Consider the following 26352-nt stretch of genomic DNA (forward strand, 5'->3'; position numbering starts at 1 on the left):
AAAGTTCTACAGTAGGTCTTCAATTCTTTGTAAAGTAACACGCCGAAGGTTCATTGGCTGCCAATGCCCAGCATCCGGTTTGATCTGAACACTGCACGGACCGGGTTGGCCGATATCGATCGTCCCCAAAGTCTTTTCTACGTATGCGCCATAACTCCCGGTGGAAGTTGCCTCAGCCTGTTGCAATTGTCCTGGGAGTCCAAAGCCAAACTGTGTCTTCTCATTCTCGACCGACATGATGGCGTCAACCCGATATCGTCCTGGTCGGTCGATACTGATATTCCACTCAACCCACGCTTGTGAGTCGATCCAGTGTCCTATGTGTGGGACATTGTCGTGAACGCGAACATCAGCTTGCGGGCTGCCTTCGTTGTTGTGGATATAGGCTGAGTCAGCGGAAAGCACGAGCAACCCCTGTGATCCCGGTGTGGGTAATTGAATCCCGACGTCGAGTGTGCCGTTGACTTTCAATGCGATCACACTTGCGAATTCGTCGGGTGCCTCGGCTGGCAATGACAACTCAATCCCAGCGTCAGTCGTTTGCGCGGTCAAGACAGTGCCGTCTGACAACAAGTTGACACTCTGCACTTCGTTCTTAACGCCTGGCACCAGCAACTTTCCGTCCTTTGGCCAATTGAGGACATGTAAGTACAACAGCGTGTCGCCTTCGACCGATTTCGCTGTACAGCGTCCCCAATCCAACTTGGGAAGTGGACTGGCTGATGTTCCATGGATGGACTCGCCATTGATCTTCATCCACTGACCGATCAACTTCAGCCGCTCGACAGACTCTGGCATAAGAGTTCCTTCGCCGGTAGGGCTGACGTTCAGCAAGTAGTTCCCACCCTTGCTGGCGATATCAATCAAATTGCGAATCAATTGTGCGGGCGACTTGAAATCGTTGTCGCCTTTTTTGTAGCCCCAACTGCCACTGATCGGCATACAAACTTCCCAGTCTTCGCCAGCGGGTGCTTGCTGAGGAATGTTGCGTTCAAATGTTTTGTAGTCGCCACGATAGCCTTCACCCAAACGATCATTCGTAATCACGTTGGGTTGCAACTTGGTCAACGAATGCAATGCATCGAACGATTCCTGGCTCATCTTGCGAGGCGTGTCCCACCAAAAGATCCCAATCGGCCCGTATTCAGTCAGCAGTTGGCGGACTTCGGGGACAGCTTTCTCGTTGACATACTCGTCGGTGCTGACCCGTTTGATCGACTTGTCCCAACTGTTGCCGAAACCACCGGGGTGATGCCAATCCTGGGCCTGTGAATAATAGAAGCCGAACTTGATGCCCTGTTTCTGACAAGCATCAGCAAGTTCCTTCATGATGTCACGCTTGAAGGGCGTCGCCTCGACGACGTTGTAGTGGGTTGCTGTGGAACCAAACATCGCGAACCCGTCATGGTGTTTGGCGGTGATCACGATGTACTTCATGCCTGCTTGTTTTGCGAGCCCGACAAACTCGTCGGCGTTGAACTTCGTCGGGTTGAACTGTTTTGCATACTTCTCGTATTCAGCGATCGGTATCTGGCCCCGAGCCATCATCCATTCGGCACTGTTGGGCAACTTTTGACCGTTGTATTCGCCCCCGGTCACCGAGTAGACACCCCAGTGAACGAACATCCCAAACTTGGCTTCATGCCACCAATCCAGTCGAGAGTCACCACTTGGTCCAGCTTCAAGCTTTGCTTGGTCCGCGGTCAACCTCGTCACGACAACGTAATACGCGCCCAATTCACCTTCGGGGATTTGGAATACTGGGGCGAGTTGATGCGATCCCTTTTTGAGTTCAGTGACAAAGCTTACGTCTTCGGCGTCTTCCCCGACGGGCTTCCGATCGAGATCCTTGCCATCGATTCGAAGGACTCCATGCGTAGCACCGATGGCATTTCCAACCACGGCGCGAAACGCTCTATCAGCACCGGGAACATTTTCTCCTGCCGGAAGCGCCGCGTTGATCGCGGCTCCCGATTCGACCGGCCAGCGGCGGAGCGAAATCCGATACATTCCATCTTCGATTACCTTCACCGCCCAATAACCTAAGTGCTTGAGTTTCTCGGAATCAGCATGTTTGCGGTCGGCTTCGCGAATCGATCCTTGGTGCCAAGGAGGATAGATTTCCTGGATCCAATCGTGAGCGGTGAGGTTGACGACGGGATGCTCGGGGTGACCGAGGTAGATCTCGGTGGTCTGTGAGAACGTCGGTTTGAGTTCCGCCCACCATTGTTCATAGAATTCTCGCATCTTTGCGACAACGTCTGGATTGTCGTTGGCAATGTTGTTCTTCTGTCCGGGATCGACGGCAATTTCGTAAAGTTCTTTGCCGTTGATGAGTCGATACTTCTGGGACATGACCGACGAACTGCGCCACTTGATCGGATCGCGAACGCGCTGAGAGTCACTGATCACGAAGCGTTCTGGCCAGTCAACTTTTTTGGTCGGATCAAGCAAGCTGGCAATTGAGACGCCATCAAACTTCACGCCTTCCGGTTTCTTCACACCGGTCATCTCGAGAAGCGTCGGGACAATATCAACAGCGTGCGTTAACACAGGAACGTCATGCCTTTGAGTGATACCGCCGGCTGGCCAACGAAGAAAAAACGGGACTCGGTGACCACCTTCATACGGGCTACCTTTGCCGTCTCTCATCCCCGCGTTATAGACCTTCGCACCGCTGGCCGTTCCATTGTCCGTGGTAAAAACGAAGATCGTATCGTCGGCGACTCCGAGTTCTTCGATCAACCGGCGGGTCTTGCCAACGTTGTCGTCGACATTCGTGATCATGCCATAGAACGCGGCAATGCTATCGGACTGATCTTTGTACATCTCGAAGTATTCGGGCGGGCAGTGCAGCGGCTTGTGGGGCGCGTTCGTTGAGATGTAGGCAAAGAATGGCTTCTGCTGTTTGGCACATTTGCTAATGAATGCGTTGGCTTGCTCAAAGAAGACATCGGTACAAAACCCCTTCGCTGGGACGACTTCGCCGTTGTGGAAATAGGATCCGTCGAAGTACGCGTTGTCCCAAAGGTCGGGAGTTTGCCCGATACCGCCACCGCCATGCCGAAAGACTTCTGTAAAACCACGATCTTCGGGACGATAGGGATAGTTGTCACCGAGGTGCCATTTCCCAAACATGCCGGTCTCGTAACCAGCGTCGGCGAACATTTGACCAACCGTGACTTCGTTCTCACGCAACATCGAACGGCCCATGATGGTGTGCCAAACCCCAGTCCGATTCGTCCAGTGACCCGTTAGTAGCGAGCACCGCGTGGGAGAGCAGGTGGGAGCAACGTGATAGTCGCTCAATCCAGAGCTTTCGGACGCCAGTTTGTCGATGTTGGGTGTCTTGATAATCGAATTTCCGGTGCATCCAAGGTCGCCATAGCCTTGGTCGTCCGAGATGATAAACACGACATTTGTGGCAGCCGCAGTAAGGGCACCCGAGAGGAAAAGCCCAACAGTGAGCAGGTAGATGCAAAGTTTCTGAGTCATGAGTTATCGCGACATAATTGGGTTTGCGGTCAGAGCGTGTGTTCAGTTGAGCGTCGGGCTTGTGAGCCATCAACGCACGAAAACAGAAGAGCGTCTCCGTCATTTCAGACACAGCAGACGAGCCGTAGGACACTTTAACTGGACAGTGGCACGTTTGTGAACGCGAAGACGCTTGAAGCCGGGATGTTGGGAAAACGAAGGCTAAACAACGTGGTAAAAAAGATGACGATTCGCACTCTTCGATGTCGTTCTCACCCCAGTTTCCAACAGCCTCTCTAAGCAGACCTATATGATCTGCACTGCACGAACAAGTAGCAATGACGTTTTGCGACACGCAACTAAGGAATTGCGACCTCTGTTTCCACATTGCTGCGAAAGCACTGGCTGATTGCTGTCCACAACACGCGGTGAAACCTGCGTTTTGGGAAGAAAAGTAGAAACGATCAACGCTGCAGGACCGATGCCCGGACCTCGTCAGTAGCTGTAGTCAGCACCATCGCGACTGAGTTGGCAGCTTGCTTCCAGGGCCTCAAGTGATTGCATCATCTTTGCAAGCACGTCGGGCATCTCTGCGGCGAGATCATGCTCTTCGAAGGGGTCGCGACTCAGATCGTAGAGACGAACTTGCCCGTTCGGTTTTGCTTCCCGCAAGAGTTTGAAGTCGCCACTGATGATTGACTTGCCATCGATTTCATCATGCAATCGGCGGAAACCAAAAAACAAATCCCTGTCGCGCCGCACGACTTTCCCACTGATCACCGGCATCAGGTCGATCCCGTCAATCGTCCTCGATTTTTGGCTTGAGAACGAATAGCCCACGATGCCCGCGATCGTCGGAAAGTAGTCGATCGTTGAGACACGCACGTCGGTCTTTGTGTCGGGTTTAATCACACCCGGCCACTCGGCGCAAGCTGGTACCAGCACACCGCCCTCGTACATTTGATGTTTGTGACCTTTAAATGGCCCCGCCGACGCGATGCCTTTCTTTGCGGCGCCATCGGAGGGCCCATTGTCGCTGCAGAAGAATACGAGCGTGTCTTTTTCGACACCGAGTTCTCGAAGTTTGTCTCGCAAACGCCCAATTTGCTCGTCCATCGCTGTGATCGCACCGTAGTAATTCTGACGTGATTGTCCGCGTTTGGCATACAGCTTTTTGTACTGCTCACCAGCGACAACGGGCTCATGTGGAGTATGAAACCAAACGGTTACAAAGAAGGGTTGTTCTTTGTTCCGTTCAATGAAGGGGATCACTCGATCCATGATAACACGACTGTCATCACCCTCAAGATTTTCGGTCGCTTCTTTTCCGTTGTGCATGTAAGGAAAGCCACCTTTCCAAGGCTCACCCACCTTGTTGGATTTACTGTCCCAGCCCTTGGGCGTCACGGTCGGATCCCAAGTTGGCACGGCGCTCGTCGTGGCAAAGACTTCGTCAAACCCATGGTGTGACGGCGGCGAATAGTGGCCACGCGTTCCAAGTTCATCCGGCTTGACCCAACCGATGTGCCACTTACCGAAAAAACCATTGGAGTATCCTTTGCTCTTGAGCATCTCAGCAATCGTTGTCTCACCGACTCGCAATCCAGACGTGTGCGCAGCAAGGATTCCGTAGCGAAATGGAAAGCGACCTGTTAAACAGCTACCACGCGTTGGCGAACAGAGCGGTGCCGCTGCGTAGAATCGATCGAACCGCACGCCGTTCTTCGCCATACTGTCTAAGTTCGGCGTAATGATGTCCGCATTGCCGTTGAACCCGACATCACCCCATCCTTGGTCATCGCTCATCATCAGAACGATGTTTGGCAAACGAGGTTGCGCCTCGTTCTCAGCCGATACACAAGCTGCACTGGAGGCGATACAGACGCAGAGGGTAAATATGATCTTCTGATTTATCAATCTATTCACTCAAGACGAAATGTTGGTTTGTGTTTCACTGCGACGAGTCGCTGTCTATCAATGATGGGTCGACGGCGCTAGCCGCGGGTGTTATCGGGGAACGAAGACCCTGCCGGAACGGTGGCTAGCGTCATCGGCTCCGATTTAAGGTCTAGAAGATAATTGACCGTACTTAGCGGAGCCAGTCTGGAAGTGACTCGTCGGCTTCCCATTGCTCGATCCGACGATCAAGCGAGTCACCATTCCACGTATCGCTGCCAGCGGGCAAAGCATTGGTTTTGGGTAACCACCTCTTGTGTTCAGCGATGACGGCGGAGTGTGCCGCATTACCAGCAACGTTTTTGTGTTCGTTCGGATCCGTTCGATGGTCGTATAATTCTTCCGTTCCATCTCGATAGTGAATGTATCGCCAATCATGACTACGAACAGCGTAGTTGCCGTAGTACCAACTCGTTAGTACTGGGTGATCACTTTTCCGCGACGGCTCCTTCATCATAGGAACCAGGCTACTGCCTTCCAATTTTGGTGCCGCCGGCAAGTCACATAACTCGACCAGTGTCGGGTAAACGTCCAGCAGACTCACCGGCTCGCTGGATCTGGAGTCAGCCAGGGAAACACCGGGCGCCTTGAAAAACAACGGCACCCGAGTCGATTCTTCCCACAACGCTTGCTTTCGCCAGTGTTTCTTCTCACCCAGATGTTGGCCATGGTCAGACCAAAGAACGACGATCGTGTTGTCGGCATACTTGCTATTCTCGAGCGCATCAAGCACCTTGCCCGCTTGGGCGTCGACGAATGAAACGCTCGCCAAGTAGCCGTAGACCATTTCCTTCCAATAGGTGTCACTCAGGTTCACGACGGCGTAGTGATCACCCGACCGAATCGTTCCATAAGCGATGGACTTTCCCATCATTGGGATGTCGGACATTTCATCATCAGGCACTTCGGGGATGCGAATCTCATCGAGATCGTACATGTCGAAATATTCTTTCGGTGCGGTGTAGGGGACGTGTGGTCGCACAAACCCAACGGCGAGAAAGAACGGCTTGGTATGATCGTGGGTGAGTTGATCGACCGCCCAATCAGCAATCAGCTCATCGAACATTTTCCCGCCAGGCATATCTTCGCGATCCAGTGCGCCGTAGCACAACGAATTTCCGTCGGAGTATTTTTTGCCGTAGCGGTCAATGATCTGACTGCCATTTTTCGGAAATGGATAAAAGTGTTTGCCGCCGTATCCATCACCCCGTGCGAGCAAGCTTTTGGGAACTTTGTAACCTGGCGCAGTTTCATCCCAGAAGTCTTTCGTGCGATCTCCGTAATCTGAAACTCCTTGGTGAAACACTTTTCCGACCGCCAGAGTTTCGTATCCGTTATCCCTGAAGTGTTGTGGCAGCATCTTGTGCTCCCCCATCACTTGGTCGTACGTCTTACGCATACTCGACGTCGAGCTGTACCAACCCGAAGTGCTCGGATGAATCCCGCTCAGCAGTGAATTTCGTGACGCCATGCAGACGGCTTGTGAGCAATGCGCATTAGTAAACAGCATGCCTTGCGTCGAGAGCTTATCGAGATTCGGTGTCTTGGCTTGTGGGTTGCCTCCCATTGCTCCTTCCCAATCGTTGAGATCATCGATCGAGATAAACAGCACATTCGGTTTGCCCTGCGTGAAGGAATCATCAGCCACGGCATGCACCGCGAACATTAAAAGCAACAACAGAATGAAATTTGATGGCTTCATCATTGATGATCCTCAGGGTTGGATTCTTGACGCGAGACAATAGGAACATAGCCGACTTCGAGACCTTTGGGTGGCCTCACCCGTATCGTCATTGGCTGAATTGGTTGCCGAAGAAGGAATTTGCTTACAGTCTCTTAAATCGCTTAAACGTCGACCAGGCAGCTATTTGCGAGTTGAGAAACGCTCACGCTGTGAGGTACGACCAGTGACGTCACCTCAAGTGCCGCTGACGCTTCCGCCGCAATCATCGTCCTAGCTGCAGTGCTGTTACGGAGCGTTGTGGCCCTTGAATCCAACGGTTGGGTCTAAGACAGTTCCTGAGCGTGGGACAGAGTGTGCTTCCGTGGCATATAACTTCAGTTTCTCGACAACCTCAGGAAAGCGAGTCGCAACGTTGTTCTTTTCTACCAAATCTTCACTTAGATCGTACAACTCAAATGGAGCCGAAGGATTCGGTTTGATGGCTTTCCAATTGTTCATTCGAACGGCGACGCTTTTCCCGTCTTCCCAATAGAGGTAGGGATGTTGTTTCTGCTCGTGCCCGACGACTGCCTCCCCCAATAGCGTTGGCAGAATCGAGATTCCGTCAGCGTTTTTGTCGAGCGGCACATCCACAAGCTCGGACAGGGTAGCCATCACATCGGGGAAGTATCCAAGATGGTTCGAGATCGAACCTGGAGCAATGTGACCAGGCCAGCGAACGATAAATGGAATCCGCAGCCCGCCTTCGTAGAACGTTCCCTTGCCAGCACGAAACCGCTCGCCCGTTTTCGGATTCAGGTTGGGCCCCAAAAAGCCATGAGGATGACGCTCATCCTGAAAGTAGGCTTGCCCGCCGTTGTCACCGCAGACGAAAACGATTGTTTTTTGATCGAGATCGAGTTCGCGAAGCAACCCAAAGATGTCTCCGATTTGACGATCGACCATCTCGACCATCGCTGCGTAAATCTGCGCATCGATTTCGCCACGCTGGTTTGTTGCATCCCAATTCTTGTCTCGGTACTTGAGAAAAGCGGGATCGTCCTTGGGCATCCCCCAATGGCCGTGAGGTGGTGTCCATGGCATATATGCGAAGAACGGTCGCTTGGCATTCTCTCGAATGAAGTCTAGCCCGGCCTCATGAATAAGATCTTGTGCAAACACTTCACCGAAATAAGGATCTCCCGTGTTACCCTCCAGCGGAACCTTGACACTGTTGCGAAGCAGGTAACGCGGATAGTAGACGTGAGCGTGGACCTGATGGTAGTAGCCAAAAAACGTGTCGAATCCATGTTTCTCTGGAACACCCGATGTGCCTGCATCACCGAGCCCCCATTTCCCGAAGCCTCCGGTCGTGTATCCACACTCATGTACGACATCTGCGATCGTGCGATCGTCGGAGCGCAGGGCTGCTCCGCCGCCATTGAGTCGTACCGTCGTGTGTCCGGTATGTTGCCCCGTCATCAGCGTGCTGCGGGTCGGAGCACAAACATTCGCGCCCGCCAAAAATTGGGTGAACCGCATGCCCTCGCGAGCCATTTTGTCAATGTTTGGGGTTTGCAAAATTGGATGACCCATCCCCGAGGATTCGAAGTAGCCCCATTCATCCATCATGATATAGATGATATTGGGTTTCTCGATGGATTCGGCTTGGGCAAGCGTCGGTGCTCCAAAAGCAAGCAGCGTCCCAAGACCAAGGGCACTGAACGTTGGGAGAAGTATCCGTATCACTAATTTTGCTTTCGCTGATGAGACTAATTCGGTATCACCATCCGCTTGTTGGATGTTAGGGATGTGGGGTTCTGCTTTCATCGATTTGATTGCGAAAGTAGCATTCCCAAACCACTTCGCCAAACACTTCCAACCGAAGGTCATTCCGAGACATTGTTCCTCTCCCGTAGACATGCCCCCCGGTTGTCGCTGCGGTGCGCTGGACGGGTTTCAGAACGTATTGTAGTTGTCAAGATCGGTTCTTGTGAAGCGAAGCAACGTCAATACAGAGACGATGTTATCAACCAAGACAAACGGCAAGTTGTCATTACGTCGCCTGGGCCTTCGCCGAGAAACTGGCTTGACTCCATGAGACGAGATTTTTCCGCATCAACGTCTTCAGCACCAATCCAATAGAACTCTTTAACAGAGTCGACACAGTTCGAAGCATTTGGACGATCATTCCAATGAATGACTTCAATCACTGATGGTCAACACTGTCCTTGCTCGTCCGCCCCATTTTCGAGACGTCCAGTGACTCGATTCCCAGTACCACGGCGGGACTGCCGGGGCGGAAAGTGAAATCGCCATTGCCGGGATCTGTAAACAGAGGATCACCAAAGAGGCTGGCGTCCTCTTTGCCTACCGCCCGCATTTTTATCAGATGATCGTCAATCCAATGCGGATTCGTTGGATGGTAGTAGAGGTTTGAATCCATGTCCGTCGACACGAGCTTGGGACCTCCACTTGTCTGTCCACTTCTGAGCCTTTCGGAATAGGCACTACCACCATCGGGATGTGACAAAATAATGTTGCGGTGTGCCTTCGAGCCCGCTACTGGAGCCCATTCAAAGCTGATGTATCCCGACCTGGGAACCACCGCTGGTGCTACGATGAAATTGTTGATGATGTCGTTGACACCCTTCGAGGCGATTGCTGCGGAGAATCCAGCGTTGTTGTAGAGGACGTTTCCATAGATGAGCGTTTCATGTTGGTCATCATCGCAACGGATGGCCGCTGGTAGGGAGTGCGCAAGGTTGTCGTGAAGGTAGTTGTAGCGAACGATATTCCCTGTTCCCGTTCCGGACACATAGATACCATTTCCATCAGAGAGCAATTCAACGGCGTGTGAAATCTCGTTGTGCTCCAGAAGGTTGTGCCGGGCATGATTGTACCTCTCGCGGATTTTCCAGCTCTCATATCCACCGCGTGTCCGTTTCTCGTCCTCAGCCGCAATCTCATGCCGGCGAACCGTTCTTCCGCCCTCGCCATTTAGACTCCGGTCAGGTTCCACGCGCGTGGTGATCAGCACCGCTGCATAACCACTATGGTGCAACTCGTTGTGGACCATCCGATTGTGTCCACTCTGCCAAGCCCATAGTCCTGGGGAATGCCAAGTGATTTCACTGAAATGATGGATGTGGTTGTTGATGATGTCGTTGTGGTGGTTGGCGTCTTTGGTTCCGGGGCCATAACCTGCCAGCAGAATTCCCGCCTCGCCTAGGTGAGCGAACTCGGAATCAACAACGCGATTGCGTTGGGCATGCAGGTCCATGCGCAAACCGGAACCACCGGAATTGATAAACGTGCAATCTGTCACCCGACAGTCTTCAGCTCCACGGAATCGAAGCAGGGCGGTGGGACGATCGAACATGTCCCAGTCGTGCTGCATGCCCCAACCCACGCGACCTTCATCGTTTTTCCATGCCCAACGATCCGCATGCGAAAAAGTCAGTCCAGAAAAAGCAATGCCGCGAACGGGCGTGTCCGTCGGACCTTGGTAGTCGATGACCCCTTCGACACGAATCAGTTCAGTCGTCGTTGGCGCAAGGATTCCACGTGGCGATCCATCCGGGGCAGGATCAGAGGGCCACAAATAGATCTTTCGCGTCTGCGTATTGACCACCCATTCACCGGGTTCGTCTAGCGCATCAATAATATTCTCAACCCATACGACGGAGTCGCCAGGCTTGTGCAGATAAGGCGCCAAGGGCCCCATCGGATAGGTCGCGGAAACGCTGGTAGTGGCGACCTGATCAACTTCATCGACCGAAGCAAGCGGAAGCATGTTGATCACCCAGGCGCGACCGGGCCTTGCCTGGATTTCGACGTCCTCCACATTGCTCCAATTTCTCAAAGCTCCTTGCGGAAAGTGCAGCGTTCGTGCACTACCAGGTTTGGTGTAGGCGAACCCAGAATTGCGAGCGCGATTCAGACGTCCATAGTTGTCATAGAGCGTATAGAATCGATCCATGTCCGAAGGCATGTCTGTCACCCAGACCTTGCCCACCGCCGTGGCAGGCAAATCAGCAGGCGGTGACTCCAATCGCGTCCAACCGGTAACTGGCACGCCCCCACTCACTACTGGATGCTCGCCGGGGTAGGCAGCAAATGTCAAATAAGCGGGACCGATCTCATCGCCAGCTCCATATTGTTCGAACGCCGCATTGCTTGACGTCTGCGCAGCGTCTGCGATTCCCAACACCAACGTTTCGTTGACCTGATGGCGTCCCACGCGGAGAGTAATTACCACCGGCTCGGTATTGCCTGCTGTGCGCAAAGTCCTCACGGCCTGCACGGCATCGTGAAGAGATCCGTAAGGGTGAGCGATACTGCCATCAGCCTCAGCGTTTCCGTCGACAGAAACGTAGACGTCCAAAGCAAAACTCGCATCGGACGCCCCAAAGAGAGCCAGCATAGGAATCAAAAGTAAAGTGATCCTTTGTAAACAACAGGACTGCCAATGCTCGTTCATAGTGTTCGTTCGTCTTTTCTATAAGTCGACAGATCCGTTTTGTGAGCCGAACGTGAGAGTATCGGGTAGTTTGTTACAAAATGCTGGTAAAACGAAACCCGACAAGACGATCATCAAGCGAGTCACCGTCCCAAGTATCAATTCGATTGGGAACGCCGTTGCGTGTCACTTCACTTTCTTTGACGAAAGAGGGATCGTTCGATCAAACAGTTTTCCGTAGCGTTGATAGTCGTTGTAATTAACGGCCTGCTGATTCCACTTGGCAAGTTCTTGGTCGTACCGCTGACGCATCGCTTCTAAGAGACTCGCACTATCGGAGCTGATAGCGAGGTTGGTCAGCTCCAACGGGTCGCTTTGCAGATCGAAGAGTTCTTCAGCGGGACTCATCGTTTTGTCGCCGTACCACCAGTACGTGTATTTGTATCTTTTGGTCAGGCAAGTGAGGCTTGTCGTCGGAACTGCACCCCATGTGTTGATGAAAGCCAATTGCTCGTGACCACCTTCGTTTGGATTCTGCAGCAATCCCAGCAGGCTCTTTCCATCCATGTTGACGGGCGGCGAAAGACCGGCGATATCCAAAATCGTTGGCCCAATGTCAATGTTGCCCGTCAGTTGTTCACAGCGAATCTGTTGACCATTGAGCGGACTGCGTGGATCGTAGATCATCAGTGGAACGCGAGCGGATTCTTCCATGGGCAAAACTTTCGAGCCATAGCCATGCGAGCCGCAAATGTAGCCGTTGTCACTGGTGTAGATTACGACTGTGTTGTCCGCCACGTTCTGTTCCCGCAATTGGTCCCGGATCATCCCGATGGCGACGTCGATTCCATAGACCTGCTGATGGTACTTTGCCATTTCGCCGTCGTAGTCGGTGTCATAGTTCCACTCTGTAAAGCGAGGATACTGGCGACCCGCCTTGCTTTGCGGTGATAGATGTTCGCCGAATTGACGACCGAAATTTTGTGGTTTGGTGAATTTCTTACCCGCGTAAATTTCGTTAAAGCGAGGATCAGGAGTCGCTGGCTTGTGTGGTGCTTTAAAGCTAATCGATAAACAGAAAGGCTTCTTTTGCTTGACTGATTCACGGATCACATCCTGTCCGAAAGCTCCGTAAGACAAGGTTGAATGGGGGTACTTTTCAGCATACTTCCGCATCGACTTGTTCTTTACCGTCGCATATTCCGTCTGCCCCGGACTTCCCCCCCAAAAGTCGAAATCGTCTTCGCATAACCCTTTGCCCTCGACCACGATTCCAAACTTTCCGGCGAAGGCTGTTAGGTAACCAGCTTCTCGCAACAAAACGGGATAAGACTTTTCCCAAACCTTGGACTTCATATCGCCATGATTGAAATTGCATCCCGTTTTGTATTCGTACATCCCCGTAAACACATTCGCCCGGCTGGCCATGCAGATGGCTGTCGTGTTGTAGTGCCTGTCGAAAAGCACGCCCTCACGAGCAAGCTGATCCATGTTCGGTGTCTGAACATCCTTATTTCCATAGCACCCAACTGAATAAGTATTTTGGTCGTCGGCGAACAGAAAAACGATGTTCGGCTTTGCACCCGCTCCGTCGGCCGCGGTAGCCAGCGAACTCGCGTTCTCACTTGGTAAGAATGCAGAGGTCACTAGCAGAAGCAAATTGGTGATTTTCAAGACTGGGCTAACTTCGAATATTGGTTTCATGTTGTTTCTCAATTGGGCAAGGGCGACAGCAGGACGCGTCCAAATAACAATTGTAGAATGGTCTCCCGAGGGGCAGAGTCTGCCATCAGACAGACAACAAACGCGCCCTCAGATCATTCGTCGATGATTTTCTTTACTGTTCGGTGTCACGCAAACCGACTTGGGACAGGTCGATCGGGACGATGCCCATCTCCAACGCGGGCGATCCCGGCATGAATCGGAAATCGCCGTTTTCAGGATCGACGAACATCGGGTCGACCGCACGACTGTTGGCGTCGACTCCGTCGGCTCGCTGTTTTTCCAACACCTGCCTACCCAATTCAGGATCAATCGCGCAGTAGTAGATATTCAAATCAGTCTTCGCGTCCTTCGATCGCGCCAATTCTCGTCCTCGGCTATCCTCGGTCTTTCTTCCGTTTCCAGGAGCCAACTCATCGATAAAAACAGTTTCTTTGTTGATGGAATAGAAAACATTGCGTTCGATAACCGCATCGGTCAAAGGCCCTTCTCGCAGCGACAGGTAATACCCTCGAGGCGGCGCAAGGACGTCCGCAACGATATTTTTCTCGGCACGATTGTTCAGCTTCAAGATGATCCCTTGCGCCATGCACTTAAAGATCACATTCTCGGTGATGAGCGTATCTTGCTGTCCTCCGTCAGTTCGAATTGCGGCTTGCATCAGCATGGGTGTGACCAGATGATGAATGTAATTGCGGCGGATCACATTACCCGCACCAGCACCGCGAATGTAGATTCCGTTGCCGTCGCCCATCGTCTCCATCACATGGTGGATCTCGTTGTACTCGAACTTATTGTCACGAGAGTGAAGGAATGGGCGTACGTCTTCCAGATTCAGATTTCGAGGCAAGTCACCGACTTCCTGCTTCCGAATGGTTCGAGAAAGTTCTCGGCCCTGCTTGTTGAAGAAGTCGGTCATGACACCGGAGAGGATCATTCCGCTGTAAGGCATGTGGTGAATCAGATTGTTCGCCACACGATTATTACCGCTCTGCCAGACCATGATTCCAGGCGAATGAAGATAAATTCGCCCCATGTGATGAATGTGGTTGTTGAAGACAAGGTTGTTCTTGCTCACATCTTTGGCTCCCGGACCGTAACCGCATAGCAGGATACCGGCGCCTCCCATGTGCTCGATATGGTTGCCGGAGATCTTGTTTTCCTGTCCATGCAAATCCACACGGATCGCACCGCTGCCGCTGTGAGCAAAGTGACATTTCTCGATCTTGCAGTTCTCGGTACCACGCAGACGAACCAAAGCGTTGGCCTTATCGTGCATATCCCAATCGTGCTGCAGTCCCGCATCGTCGGCGGTTAACTGGTAGCGTTCACCGTGCATGAATGTCAGGCCGCGAAGGCACAAATTCCGCGCTGGGATGTCGTTCGGCCCTGGTTTGTCGATTTCACCTTCGATAAGAATCAACTCTGTCAATTGAGGAGCCAAGACGGACGTTGTGTTTCGCGGCCAGAGGTAGACCTTGCCTTGCTCCGTATTGAGTACCCATTCACCGGGTTCATCGAGTTCCTCGAGTGCGTTTTCCACCCAGCAGGATTCGACCGTCGGCAGAAAGTGAAGCACGTTCATCGCGTAGGTGGCGTCGATGGACGTGGTTGCCAATTGCTTTTCTTCATCAACCGATTCCAGTGGCAGCACGTTTGAAATCCATGCGTGATGCGGCCGGACAATGATTTCAACGTCCGTCACGTTCGACCAATTCTTCAATCGGCCTTCCGGAAAATGAAGTCGGTTGCGGCTGCCGCCTTTGAGCGGTATGAACCCAGATGACTTGGCCCGCGGAAGCATTCCTTCGGAGTCATAGAGCGTGAAAAATCGATCCGACGTTTCGGCCATCCACACGTTCCCAATGGCCGCGTCAGGGAGCCCCGGTAAATTGTCCGTGACTTTCTTCCAGCCCTCGATGGACTTTCCCGAGCTAAAGACCGGTGTCTCGTCGGGGTACGCCGCATAGGTCACTGTTGAATCCTCTTGCCCCGAGTCTTCGATGCCGAAGACAACGGTTTCACTCAACCGATAAGTTCCTTCGCGAACCAGAACGACGATGTCTTTCGGCTCTTGCCGATTGAGAACGCGAACGGCATCGCGCGCTCGCGTCAGTGTCTCGAACGGACCATCGCTGGCATCGGCATTGGGGGCATCCAATGTCCCGGACCATTCATCGGATCCGGTGGGGGAGACATAGAAGTTCGCTTGCGTTCCAGCGGCCGAACCCAAAGTCGCTGCGAACAACGATCCTGTGAGTAGGGTAAATGCCAAGATTGGAAGTGCTTTCATGAGATGCTCGTTCGAGTTGTTATTTGGCAAGGTTCGTCTGTCTTGTAGTTTGCTTCATTTGAGCCGACGGCGCTAGCCTCGGGTATCGGTCGGCACCCGCGGCTAGCGTTGTCAGCTTGGGCATTTCCGGCAATCGATACATTGATGTCGACTGCAAAAGTCTCACTCTGCACAGCGGGCAATAGTATGACCAGAATCCACTGAAACATCTTCAGCGACCGAAAGGATAGAAATTGATTTTTCAAGTTTCGCCTCGCCTTTTCAATTCCTGATTCCATACCGCAGATCGACCAGCCATGCGATTGTGACTATTTCGCACGAATAGCAATCCGCACTTCGTCCATCACCGCCGTGCATTTGGGATGGAAGATTTCGTGGTCGTCGGTGACATCGGCTGTCATGATCAAGTTGACGGTCACGGGAATCTTGGCGGCTGCCATCCGCTGGAAGAAGTCAACGTATTCCTCCGTGGAATGAACCGGGCCCAGGCCATGCTTGCCATGGAACGGTTGGTTGGGAAACCATCCTTCGTGGTCCATCAGAAACCACCACGCCGGTGTCACATCGCCCAACTGTCGCCCCGGGCCAATCAACTGAGGATCGGGACTCAATAATTCCTTGCCGCCATCGGTGACATACAAATCATTGAACGGGCTGACCGTCGTGCCGCGATTGAAACTGAACCCCACCAACGCATCGGGATTGCCAGCCTTGATCGCTCTCGCCCAACCTTCCCAAGATGGCTTGAGCGGATAATCCCAGGCTTGTGCGCCGTCGATGTAGCCGAACCCCTTCAGTTTTTTGCCATAACGCAGACTGCATTCGCGTAAGATCGACTCGATGTTGTCGCTAAAACGCGTCGTATCGGGATCGTTTGCGCCAACCGCTTCTCGCCACACTTCGGGGGCATAGCCGTTGTATCCGGTGTGCAGATAAAACAGAGTCCGGATGCCTCGACGGTCCAGTTCGTCAATGATCTCGCCTAGTAAATCTCTCTCGGCGGTGCGGCCCGGTGCAATCTTATCGAGCGCCGCGTTGGGGCCGGGCCAATAGAATCCCTGGTGCGTCGCGGTGAACGTGACCCATGCAGCACCGGTCCGCTCAATGGCGTCGGCGAACACGTTGACATCGAACATCTCCACGGACTTTTGAAACCAATCCGCTCTCTTTTCATCGATATGGAAACCACGACTCTGCGCGGACCAATGGACAAAGATGCCGTACTTGCCATCCACCATCCATGACGCATCGCCGCGAATCGCCAGTGCCCGTTCGGCCTGCGCCTGCCGTGCAGACGCCGTCCCTAATTCAATCGAAAACAAATGGAATTTCTCGGTGACGCCTTGTCCGAAACGAGGGGTCTCTTCAGTGTCATCGCGCTGGGATGCTGATTCAGGTTTCTCATCGGGCAAGCGAAACGTGATCTGGTTCTCGCCCGCCTTCAGATGCAATGTGCCGGATAATTCTTGACGCCAAAAGAAAGGGCGATACTCCCATGTCTTGATCATCGACGGTGCAGTCAGAACAGAATCCCCCGAACTCACTTCCAGCTTCACCTGTCCCTTCTTACTGAAGAGTACATCGACCACGTAGTCGTCTTCTTGCGGTGCAATGACTGTCCAGGTCACGGAGTCCTGCGGTGACGAGAATCCATGCACCACGTTGGCACTCCGAAAGTGACGCTTCGCATGACCGGCCAATGATCCACTTGAAGCAATCATTGTTGTCACCTCGTCCGGATCGAGTTGAACGACTTTGGGCGGTGTCTGCGTTTGTTCCTGGGCACAAACGGACTTCGTCCAACTCATTGTGCATGCCACGATCAGGAAAACGACACGGAGTTGCTTTCGATATTTTCGCTGCCTCGTCATTCTTTATTCTTTCCAGGTGATTTTGGACTGTCGGGTTTCAGTGTTAACCCAAACGCTGGCGTGTTCGAACTCACGAGTGAACTCCCAACCTTTGGGCGTGGTGCGATGATACGCAGCTGTAGGCGGGCCAAGCGGTTTTCTTAATTCTGGGTAGTCGACCAGGGCGCCGTCTGCCAATGTCCACCCCCAGCTATACATGAAATACGAATAAGGCTGGGCGCCAATGAGATAGGAGGCGAGCGCATACTCCAATTTCTCTCGCGATCGTTGCGGCATTACCTTCAACTTTTTTTCACGAGTGATGCTCCGCAGATACCCACGTCCGTACCCTTCGACGCCAAGTCGAAACACAGAAACCTTCCCCTCTCTGGCATTTCTCAACATGCCGTTCCAGTCAGCCAGCAGTTGTTCTTTGTTCCAATGAACGTCGGCGAAATTTTCAAACATGATTGCGTCGCAAACCGGATACACAAAGATTGCATCCTCGTTGCACGCATTGTTGCCCAGTAGGAGCTTCTCGGGACCGAGCTGGGCCTTGAGCGTCACCATCATGTCGCCCATTAATCGTCGAATCTCGGTGGTTTTGTCTTTGCGAAGCCTTGCGTTGCCGTGCATCTGATCAACAAAGACGCCATCGCAACCCGATTCTTTCACGCCTTTGGCAACCGTTTCAATCCACCATTCGCGAAATTCAGGGTTCAAAATATCGAACATCAGAACGCCGCCATGATGACTGGCCAATTCGCCAGTCTTTGGATCGGAGAGCAAGAATTCCTTCAGCTCTGGCTTGGACTTGATACCCTGTTGCGTGAATTCCTTGCTGTACGACGTGTAGGGCCAAGCATAGGCAGAGTTGAAATAGAACAGCACCTTCAAGTCGGGATTCGCCTTTTTCAGGGCCGCCGCTTCATGTTTGGCACCGAGGTCCGCCGCCCCGAACTCTCCCCTGCCATGCGATTTTTCAATGCAGAGAAAATCTGTCCGCTCGGCAATGAAGCTGACCTGCTCGGGACTCAACGAATGATCCATGTGCCCAAACATGTAATAGGTGGGAACCGTATCCCAACTGAACTTCGGGAAAAGGTCCTGGGGCACAAACTGGCTGCCGTCACTGACTCGCAAGGAATTCTCATCCAACGAATGCGCTAATTTTTCAGCGGTAGCAAGCGTTGTCCATGTAGCAATCATCAACACGATGATCAGGAAAATACGATAAATTGATCTGGTTGCCATCGACTATTCTCCTTCGGAACGATGTGCTGTTTTCAAAACGTGAGCCGACAGCGTTGGTCGCGGGTTTCGGTCGGCAACTGCGACTAACGCCATCGGGTCACATACCACGCAAAACATGAATAATGAACAGCGTCTGGGTCACTTCGGAAGGGAATCAAGAATGATGCGTGAGACTTCGTCGCCCTGAGCATTTCGACCTTCGGTGCCGTAGTGAACATCGCCTGGTTTGGCCCACCATTTCGAATGATTCGGCTTGGTGAAATAATAGAGATCGTTGATTCTGATTTCCGGATAGTCGAGCAGAACTTTCGTGGCAACTTGATTGTATTTGTCTGCGTCGCCCGCCACTCGGCCCGGTTCTCCGTCGGGGACGGGCGTCGTCGTCGCAAAAATCAGCTTTGCGCCGGGAGCTAGATTCTTCAGGTACTTGACGATCTGTTCGGTTGCTTTCGTCGCAGACTCTTGCGCCAGCAATGGCGAGCAAAGCGACACAACAAGCATCATTGAAAGGAAAGTGGACTTCATCTCGGTATTTCAGTTTGAGTGAGTGCGTTGTGGGGCAATCAGTTAGCATCAATCCGGAAACCGTTGCCGATTGCCCCTGGCAGGGTTTTGGAGACGGCGACGTCTCTTAGGTTTCTATTCTTGTGGTGAGTACGTGGCATCTGAGGCACGGAGGCCAATCAGGGATCGATCAATTTCAAGAATGCCCATCGTCAACGCGGGTGAAGCGGGACGGAACGTGAAATCACCGTTTTCAGGATCGACGAACATCGGGTCGACGGCTTTGCTGTTGGGATCACTGCCTTTGCGCTGCAGTCTTTCGAGCGTCGCCCTGCCAATGCTGGGGTCTGATTTGCAATAGTAGAAGTTGAGATCCGAATCGATGTCTCGCATTCGTGCTGGCACATCACCTCGTCGGTCTTCGCCGACATTCCCTTTGCCTTCGGGCGGTTCTGATAGGAACGTACAGTCGGCCGTCGACGAGTAAAATATGTTTCGCTTGTTGCTCGCATCTTTCATGGGGCCTTCGACGATCTTTAAATAGACGCCCCGCGGTGCGATGACGTCAGCGATAATGTTGTTTTCAAAGCGATTGTTCAGCTTCAGCGTCATCCCCTGCGACGTGCACTTGTAGATCACGTTTTCTGAAATGAGCGTGTCCATCTGCCCGCCGTCGGTCCGGATCGCGCCTTGTTTGGGCGTCGGGGCGATGAGGTGATGGACATAGTTGCGGCGAATCACGTTGCCTGGGCCTGCGCCGCGAATGTAGATCCCGTTTCCATCGCCTAGCTTTTGCATCGCGTGGTGGATCTCGTTGTACTCAATCACGTTCTCGCGACTGTGCAGGAAGCGTTCGACCTCGTCAGGCTTCGGGTCGCCGGACAGTTTTCCAACTTCGTGCCCGCGAATAGCGCGAACCTGTTCGCGTTTATCGGGCATCGTGAAAAAGCGGAGGACGCATCCCGAAACGATCAGACCGGTGTAGTTGGTATGATGAATCAGGTTGTTGGCGACACGATTCTCGCCGCTCTGCCAGAGGAAGATCCCCGGTGAGTGCCAGTAGATTTCGCCAACGTGATGGATGTGGTTGTTGAAGACGATATTGTCTTTATTGACGTCCTTGGTGCCCGGACCGTATCCGCAAAGCAGAATGCCGCCTCCGCCCATCGACTCGATGTGGTTTCCGGAGATCTGGTTTTTCATTCCATGCAGATCCACGCGGATCGCACCACTTCCGCTGTGAAGAAAATGGCACTGCTGAATCGAACACTTCTCGGTGCCCCGCAGGCGAACGAGCGAGTTGTTCTTGTCCAGCATGTCCCAGTCATGCTGCAGCCCGGCATCGTCGTTGGTGAGCGTGTATCGCGCGCCATGTTTGAAGGTCAAACCGCGAAATCGCAGGTTGCGGACTGGAACATCTTTGGGCCCTTGTTTGTCGATCGTGCCTTCCACGCGAACCAGTTCGATCAGTTTGGGCGCGAACACGAGTGAATCGCCCCGTCGCCAAAGGTAGACCTTCCCCAGTTTTGTATTGAGCGTCCATTCACCAGGGGTGTCGAGTTCTTCCAACACGTTCTCGACCCAGCAACCGTGTTTGACCATTGCGTAGGTTGCGTTGATCGCGGTGCGAGCGATCCCCGACGCTTCGTCGACTGACTCCAGCGGCAAAACATTCATCATCCAGTCGCGTGTAGGACGGACCAGGATTTCAACGTCTTCGACGTTCGACCAATTCTTCAGCTTGCCCTTCGGGAAGTGAAGTTCTCGAAGGCTTCCGCCCTTTAGCGGAACGAAACGTTCCGACTGCGAGCGTGGCAACATCCCGTCATCGTCATAAAGTGTCAGGAACGAACCCGAGACATTCGCTTCCCAAATGTTTCCCTGAGCTACCTCGGGCAAGTCGGGGAGTTTGGCTGTCACCTTTTTCCAGCCCGTGATCTCGTGACCAGAACTGAATATCGGCGTCTCGCCGGGATAAGCCGCGTAGGTGATCGTCGAGTCGCCCGCGCCGGAGTCCTCGATACCAAACACGACCGTCTCGGTCAGTCGATAGGTTCCGCCACGGACAAGTACAACGATGTCTTTCGCGGCGTGATTCGCAGTTTGCCGAACCGCATCACGCGCCTGAGCAAGAGTTGCGAAGGGACCATCGTCTCCCGATGGGGCGGGTGTGGGTAAGGTTCCCGACCATGCGTCCGAGCCCTGGGGGGACACATAAAAGTCTGCCGCGTGAACGTCATCCGCTTTCGCATCGCAGCAGTAGATGCCGATCGTCATCAGGACCAAAAGGTACCCGCATCGTTTATTCATTGTGTCTTCTTTCGATTTCCGAAACGAGCGATTTGCTGCCGCGCGTAGGCCGCGGTCATGCGTTGTATCTCCTCCAATCCGGGCGTCGGATCTCCTCCTGCCTTCCGCCAGTTGTGCCCAGCGTTCTTCACGATAACCATCTCGACGTTGGCCCCAATCTGGTTGGCTTTTTCCTTCAAATGGATTGCATGTGGCAGGGGAATGGTCGCGTCCGTATCGCCTTGTAAGACGAGCATCGGAGCGCTGTCCTCTTGGATCCAAAAATACGGACTCATCTCCTCGAAAGCTTTCGGGTTGGTTGAATAGCTGCCGTCGTCGCCAACGATCCGGGCGCCAAAGCGATCCGGGTTCTTATCGGAGAGATTGGTTTTGAAAAGATTGACGTCTGTGAAGTCCGAAGGGCCGTACCAAGAGATTCCGGCAATCGGCTGGACATCATTTCCCGCCAGCATTTCATCGCCCGGAAACTGATCGCGAGCAGCATAAGTCAGCATCTGAGCAAGTTGACCGCCCGCCGAGTCGCCAAACACGACAATTTGTTCGGGATCAATCGCGTGCTGCCGATGGTTCTTATTCAGGAAACGCAGACCGTCGATGGCATCGGTGACACAATCACGCATCCGCACTCCCGATCCGATTTTGCAAAGCCGGTAGTCGATGGAGACGCAAACAAATCCGTCCGCCGCCAATTGCTCAAAAACCGGCAGCATCAGACGACTGCCGAAGCCGTTCTTGCTGCCCGCCGCCCATCCGCCACCGTGAACGTAATAGATGACCGGCGACTTCTCGGATTGGCGAACCGATGGCAAGTAGATATCCATCTGGAGCTTCCGCTTGCCCACTTGCTTGTAGGTCACATCGCGAAATGTTTGTCCGCTCCACTTGGGATCTACTTGGCTCTTCGGGGAAGCCGCATCGTCAGCGCCGCATAGGCCCGCGAGCATCAACACCAGCACTAATATCAACGGTTGTCTCATCGTGTTTTCTGGACTGAAGACTGGTAAACGTGTGGTGATGACTTGAGTGCTTGTGAGCCGACGGCGCTAGCCGCGGGTAAGCGAAACAATGATTTGAGTAGGAAATCCGCGGCTAGCGCCGTCGCTTCAGTCTTGTGCGTGTTCTTCAGCTGAAATTAGCGGGCTTTGACGGCGTGTTGTGCCGCGAACTCTCGTTGCGTTTGCGAAGGCCCGATTTCAAAAGCAACGAACGACCAGCCAATCCGCGCATCTTGGAAGCACGATTGATGCCAAGACATGGATTCTCGGGTGACGATTCACTATTCGCCTGATCCTTCCATCTCTTTCATCGCTGCCGCCTCCATCTCCTTGACACGTGCTTCGTACGCTTCGATATCGCTTGCAGGAAGACCCTCTGTGACCGAAGTCGCTTTCGGCTCTTCACAGCCCAAAAAGCAAGTCATCGTCAGCAGGGAAAAAAGCAGTGTTAGAGACAAGGATTTAGTTTTCATTATTGCTTGCGGCCAATCAGATTGGATTGAGGAGTTGAGAGTTAAAAGCTGCAAAAGAGCGTGAAATGATGATCGTTGGCAACGCCACCCGAAGACGCGAGCTAGGCTCAGTGACTCCGGGTGTCCTGCCATCAAGTGAGAACTATCTCAATCAATTATCCAAGCTCTCCGTTTCCTTACTGGCGCGAGTTCCAAGAGCTCCCCAGAGTCCGTATGGGCTCTTGTTGCCAGGCGCCTGAACTCCCGTGCCACTGTGCCAGACATTGCCAGCATTTCGATTACCAGCTTCGATCGAATCGGTAATGAATTTCACGGCCCCATCGGCCATCAAGACATGACAACCGCCTTGGTGGCGGCTCGACATCGGACCTGGGAACGACAAATCCTTGGCATTGTGTCGTCCGCAGTAGAGGTCGTTGGGCGGAAGAATCGTGAAGCAACCTGTAAACATCTGTTTGGCTTCGCCCCATTTGAAACCCCGGGAATGGTCGGAGTTGGCACCACCGTTGAGCCAGAACTGTGGCCGAGCAGGGTTGGGAAATGAGTCACAAGCACCTGGGTTGTCACGAACCGTCGCAATCGCGCCGTTGTTGCCCCCCAGAGTCGAGCCGTCATTTGGGGCACTCGTCGAAACGGCACCGTCTCCCAAATCCGTCGCAATTTCTCCCATCGCAATCGTGTTGGCCAAGCCATCGAGAACGTCACGGAAGCGACCCTTGGGGTTATACGGCTTGAAAAAGCCACGATGAGCACCTTGGCAGCTTGTTTCGCGAGCTGAGTTCGTGCGTCGGTCGTTCCAGGGGCCAAAGCGAGTGTGATAGGTACTGTCACCCAAGCAGGCGGCATAGTTAGTTCGTCCAAGAGCTGGCAAACCGGCACCTGGATCGCTCGGACAACGATAGGATGGAATCTCGTATGTCCACGGGAGATACTGGATCGTACCTGGCGTTGGCCCCATGGCCTGCCATGGATTCGCCGGAGTTCCAATCGCCGCTGAGGTATTTCCGTCAGCTCGCCTTGCACTTGGATTGGAAATTTCTTCCCAAATCGCCTGCTGTTCAATAAACGGTAGGATCCCAACCAACGAGCTAAGACGTCGATTGTTTGCGATATCACTCTCTGCCCAATAGGCAGCTGTGTCGCTTGGGTTGTATGCCGCCGTACCCGCACCATGGGTAGGGATTTGGTTGTAAGCAGCGTGGTAGTTGTGAATGCCCAAACCGATTTGCTTGAAATTGTTGCTGCAGCTCATTCGACGGGCAGCCTCACGGGCAGCCTGCACGGCGGGAAGCAATAGTCCAACCAAAACACCGATAATGGCTATCACGACGAGCAGTTCAACCAAAGTGAACCCCCGTCGCGCTCTTGCGAAACTCATAAAAAACCCCAGTAGAAAAAGTGAAACAAACCTAGAACAACTCTTCTCAATCCTCAGCGTCCTTCTGCCGTGCAAAAGCGGCAGCCATTTCGTCCTAATTCGCAACCGAATCAAAAATCAAAGCGACACAACGCTCGATCCAAACCATGTCCATCGGTTACGATGCGGAGTCGCCACCAAATCCGACGGAGTAGATGCAGGTGAACTGTGGAAAAGTTAGGAACGCTGACTCGATGACCGCCTCCCTCAAAAGGACTGCTTTGCGATCTTCGAGACCGTACCAGCGTCTCTATGCTGTTATTATTGCCTTTGCAGCACATGCTGTCTGTCACCTATTTAGATGACAATTCGACTTATTCTTGAACGCCGTGTCATCCGTTTGGAGGACACATCCTTGGTTTTCGCCGATCTATACTGCTCCGATGAATCGATTGCTGAGCCCCATTGTCGCGTTCGCTTTGGTGCTCTTGTGCGTTTCGTGCTTCCATGCGAAGCATGCTTATGCCTCCGATAGACCAGCAGCAAACGTGAGCCTGGACAATCTTTCTATCCGGCAGCTAGAAAATCGTCTCGTTGAGATCGACAGCCAACTTGGTCGGCTAGCGTCGTTTAGCCTACGGGGTGGAATCGGCGCGATCGGCTACCGTTCGAATTGGCGCAGGCCGCCTGAGCGAAAGGAATGGATTGAGATTGAGTTGGACAAAGAATATTTGATTGATGAAATTGTTCTCGTTCCAACCCTCTGGCGTGACACCCACAGAGGTTTTCAATCTGACGGATTCCCGCAAGCAATTCGTATTCGCGCAGGCACCAACAATAATCCAAAGGGCAAGGTGGTAGCCGAATACAATTTGCAAGACAAAATCGAACCCAGGATTGGACCGCTTGTAGTTCCACTTAAGCAGATAGCCGCCTCTTGGGTACGGATCGAAGCAACACGGTTGTCAACGCGTGCCTACGACGGAAAACGCATCTTCCAACTCGCTGAGATTATTGTCTTCAGCGGATTACACAACGTCGCATTACGCCAGCACGTCGCGACTTCATCGAACTCCAAAGACCGCGTCGGTGCATGGGACGAGCGATTCTTGGTAGACGGACTGATGCCCTATTTGATGGATTCATCCGAGGGCAATCAAAGTCTCGCCTATGTCAGCCGCTTCGGGGAGCAACCGAGCCTGTATTTGGATCTGGGATCCCAGCGCAAGATTTCGGAAGTCCACCTGCATGCTGTAGACCAGGGTGATACGGTTCCGCAAGCGTACGCAGGCGATCTTGGGATTCCGAATCGACTGAAAATTGAAGGGTCCGATTCAGAAGATTTTGCCAATGCGAAGATTTTGCTTGACTACCAACGAACCAACATCAATGACATCGGGCCGATCATGATGTGGCGCATTCCCGAGACCACTTGTCGCTTTGTTCGATTGAGCGCCGTGAAGCCAGAGCCAACGACGCAAGACGTTTCAGTTGGCAATCCGTCCGGCGACATCCGCATCGGTTTTGCCGAGATCGAACTCTATTCCGATGGCCAAAATGTTGCTTTGGGCAAACGTGCCTTCGCTGATGATCCGCCCAACCCTGGTGATAGATCACCCAACGCTCTTACCGATGGAAAAAATCTGTTCGGCGAAATTCTCCCCGTCCGCACGTGGATGCATGAACTCGCTAAACGTCACGATCTGGAGCTAATACGACCTCTCGTCATTAAGGAACTGAACCGTCGCTACGCCAGTCAAAGAATCCAATTGACATTGGTTACATGGCTTGCCGCGTTTTTAGCTGTCGGTATCGGCGTTACGTTTTTGATTGACCGCATTCTTCGCACCCGGCAACTCACTGAACTACGCATTCGATTTGCTGCGGATCTCCATGACGAACTCGGAGCCGAGTAAGCGTTCTATCTGCCCAGGCGGGTGAACCGGGGCAGTGGGCCGCGTACTAGAAGTCCGAGTCACCGTCGCCGGTTCGTTGGGCGCACTCCAGGTGCTCGCACAGTTCCACGACCGCATCGAGGT

General features: G+C 53.0%; 15 protein-coding genes. 1 reads left to right on the forward strand and 14 read right to left on the reverse strand.

The features are described from left to right. Positions 1-6: 6 nt before the first annotated feature. The 14 genes from Pla100_RS31945 to Pla100_RS25940 all read right to left on the reverse strand — a co-directional run bounded on the left by Pla100_RS31945 (position 7) and on the right by Pla100_RS25940 (position 24334). The gene (locus Pla100_RS31945) at positions 7-3495 is read right to left on the reverse strand and encodes an alpha-L-fucosidase (protein WP_231603605.1); all 3489 of its coding nucleotides are present in this window, start codon (positions 3493-3495) and stop codon (positions 7-9) included. 474 nt (positions 3496-3969) lie between these two features. Beyond that, entirely contained in the window at positions 3970-5301 is a 1332-nt protein-coding gene (locus tag Pla100_RS25880) for a sulfatase-like hydrolase/transferase (RefSeq protein ID WP_231603607.1), read from the reverse strand. Positions 5302-5563: 262 nt separating this feature from the next. Next, a complete protein-coding gene (locus Pla100_RS25885; protein WP_146581480.1) occupies positions 5564-7135 on the reverse strand; it encodes a sulfatase in 1572 nt (523 codons plus the stop codon). Positions 7136-7399: 264 nt separating this feature from the next. After that, complete coding sequence (locus Pla100_RS25890) at positions 7400-8923, reverse strand: arylsulfatase (RefSeq protein WP_146581482.1); 1524 nt, start codon at positions 8921-8923, stop codon at positions 7400-7402. A 379-nt stretch (positions 8924-9302) separates the two neighbouring features. Then, a complete protein-coding gene (locus tag Pla100_RS25895; RefSeq protein WP_146581484.1) occupies positions 9303-11519 on the reverse strand; it encodes a right-handed parallel beta-helix repeat-containing protein in 2217 nt (738 codons plus the stop codon). Between the two features lie 222 nt (positions 11520-11741). Continuing rightward, positions 11742-13259, reverse strand: a complete 1518-nt coding sequence (locus Pla100_RS25900; RefSeq protein WP_146581486.1) for a sulfatase family protein — start codon at positions 13257-13259, stop codon at positions 11742-11744. A 133-nt stretch (positions 13260-13392) separates the two neighbouring features. Next, a complete protein-coding gene (locus Pla100_RS25905; protein ID WP_146581488.1) occupies positions 13393-15570 on the reverse strand; it encodes a right-handed parallel beta-helix repeat-containing protein in 2178 nt (725 codons plus the stop codon). Between the two features lie 308 nt (positions 15571-15878). Further along, the gene (locus tag Pla100_RS25910) at positions 15879-17378 is read right to left on the reverse strand and encodes an alpha-L-fucosidase (RefSeq protein WP_197168237.1); all 1500 of its coding nucleotides are present in this window, start codon (positions 17376-17378) and stop codon (positions 15879-15881) included. Positions 17379-17444: 66 nt separating this feature from the next. Then, positions 17445-18674 carry a putative glycoside hydrolase gene (locus tag Pla100_RS25915; RefSeq protein WP_146581491.1) on the reverse strand — a complete coding sequence of 410 codons (1230 nt, stop codon included), beginning with the start codon at positions 18672-18674 and terminating at the stop codon, positions 17445-17447. Between the two features lie 138 nt (positions 18675-18812). Then, positions 18813-19199: an SGNH/GDSL hydrolase family protein gene (locus Pla100_RS25920; RefSeq protein ID WP_146581493.1), complete on the reverse strand. Its 387-nt coding sequence runs from the start codon at positions 19197-19199 to the stop codon at positions 18813-18815. Positions 19200-19313: 114 nt separating this feature from the next. Next, positions 19314-21488 carry a right-handed parallel beta-helix repeat-containing protein gene (locus Pla100_RS25925; RefSeq protein ID WP_146581495.1) on the reverse strand — a complete coding sequence of 725 codons (2175 nt, stop codon included), beginning with the start codon at positions 21486-21488 and terminating at the stop codon, positions 19314-19316. Beyond that, positions 21485-22465, reverse strand: a complete 981-nt coding sequence (locus Pla100_RS25930; protein ID WP_146581497.1) for an alpha/beta hydrolase — start codon at positions 22463-22465, stop codon at positions 21485-21487. The genes Pla100_RS25925 and Pla100_RS25930 overlap by 4 nt, the downstream gene beginning before the upstream one ends. Positions 22466-22764: 299 nt before the next feature. Then, entirely contained in the window at positions 22765-22956 is a 192-nt protein-coding gene (locus tag Pla100_RS25935; RefSeq protein ID WP_146581498.1) for a hypothetical protein, read from the reverse strand. Between the two features lie 151 nt (positions 22957-23107). Then, positions 23108-24334, reverse strand: coding sequence for a DUF1559 domain-containing protein (locus Pla100_RS25940; RefSeq protein WP_146581500.1), 1227 nt, complete (start codon positions 24332-24334; stop codon positions 23108-23110). 461 nt (positions 24335-24795) lie between these two features. On the opposite strand from Pla100_RS25940, the gene Pla100_RS25945 reads away from it, so the two are divergent. Beyond that, positions 24796-26229: a discoidin domain-containing protein gene (locus tag Pla100_RS25945; RefSeq protein ID WP_146581502.1), complete on the forward strand. Its 1434-nt coding sequence runs from the start codon at positions 24796-24798 to the stop codon at positions 26227-26229. Positions 26230-26352 lie beyond the last annotated feature (123 nt).

The organism is Neorhodopirellula pilleata, assembly GCF_007859915.1.
Classification (GTDB): Bacteria; Planctomycetota; Planctomycetia; order Pirellulales; family Pirellulaceae; genus Rhodopirellula; species Rhodopirellula pilleata.

Excerpts from the sequence above, each read along its gene's own strand:
- Pla100_RS31945 (WP_231603605.1), bottom strand. The coding sequence starts at position 3,495 with ATGACTCAGAAACTTTGCATCTACCTGCTCACTGTTGGGCTTTTCCTC.
- Pla100_RS25885 (WP_146581480.1), bottom strand. The coding sequence starts at position 7,135 with ATGATGAAGCCATCAAATTTCATTCTGTTGTTGCTTTTAATGTTCGCG.
- Pla100_RS25890 (WP_146581482.1), bottom strand. The coding sequence starts at position 8,923 with ATGAAAGCAGAACCCCACATCCCTAACATCCAACAAGCGGATGGTGAT.
- Pla100_RS25895 (WP_146581484.1), bottom strand. The coding sequence starts at position 11,519 with ATGCTGGCTCTCTTTGGGGCGTCCGATGCGAGTTTTGCTTTGGACGTC.
- Pla100_RS25900 (WP_146581486.1), bottom strand. The coding sequence starts at position 13,259 with ATGAAACCAATATTCGAAGTTAGCCCAGTCTTGAAAATCACCAATTTG.
- Pla100_RS25905 (WP_146581488.1), bottom strand. The coding sequence starts at position 15,570 with ATGAAAGCACTTCCAATCTTGGCATTTACCCTACTCACAGGATCGTTG.
- Pla100_RS25910 (WP_197168237.1), bottom strand. The coding sequence starts at position 17,378 with ATGAGTTGGACGAAGTCCGTTTGTGCCCAGGAACAAACGCAGACACCG.
- Pla100_RS25915 (WP_146581491.1), bottom strand. The coding sequence starts at position 18,674 with ATGGCAACCAGATCAATTTATCGTATTTTCCTGATCATCGTGTTGATG.
- Pla100_RS25920 (WP_146581493.1), bottom strand. The coding sequence starts at position 19,199 with ATGAAGTCCACTTTCCTTTCAATGATGCTTGTTGTGTCGCTTTGCTCG.
- Pla100_RS25925 (WP_146581495.1), bottom strand. The coding sequence starts at position 21,488 with ATGAATAAACGATGCGGGTACCTTTTGGTCCTGATGACGATCGGCATC.
- Pla100_RS25930 (WP_146581497.1), bottom strand. The coding sequence starts at position 22,465 with ATGAGACAACCGTTGATATTAGTGCTGGTGTTGATGCTCGCGGGCCTA.
- Pla100_RS25935 (WP_146581498.1), bottom strand. The coding sequence starts at position 22,956 with ATGAAAACTAAATCCTTGTCTCTAACACTGCTTTTTTCCCTGCTGACG.
- Pla100_RS25940 (WP_146581500.1), bottom strand. The coding sequence starts at position 24,334 with ATGAGTTTCGCAAGAGCGCGACGGGGGTTCACTTTGGTTGAACTGCTC.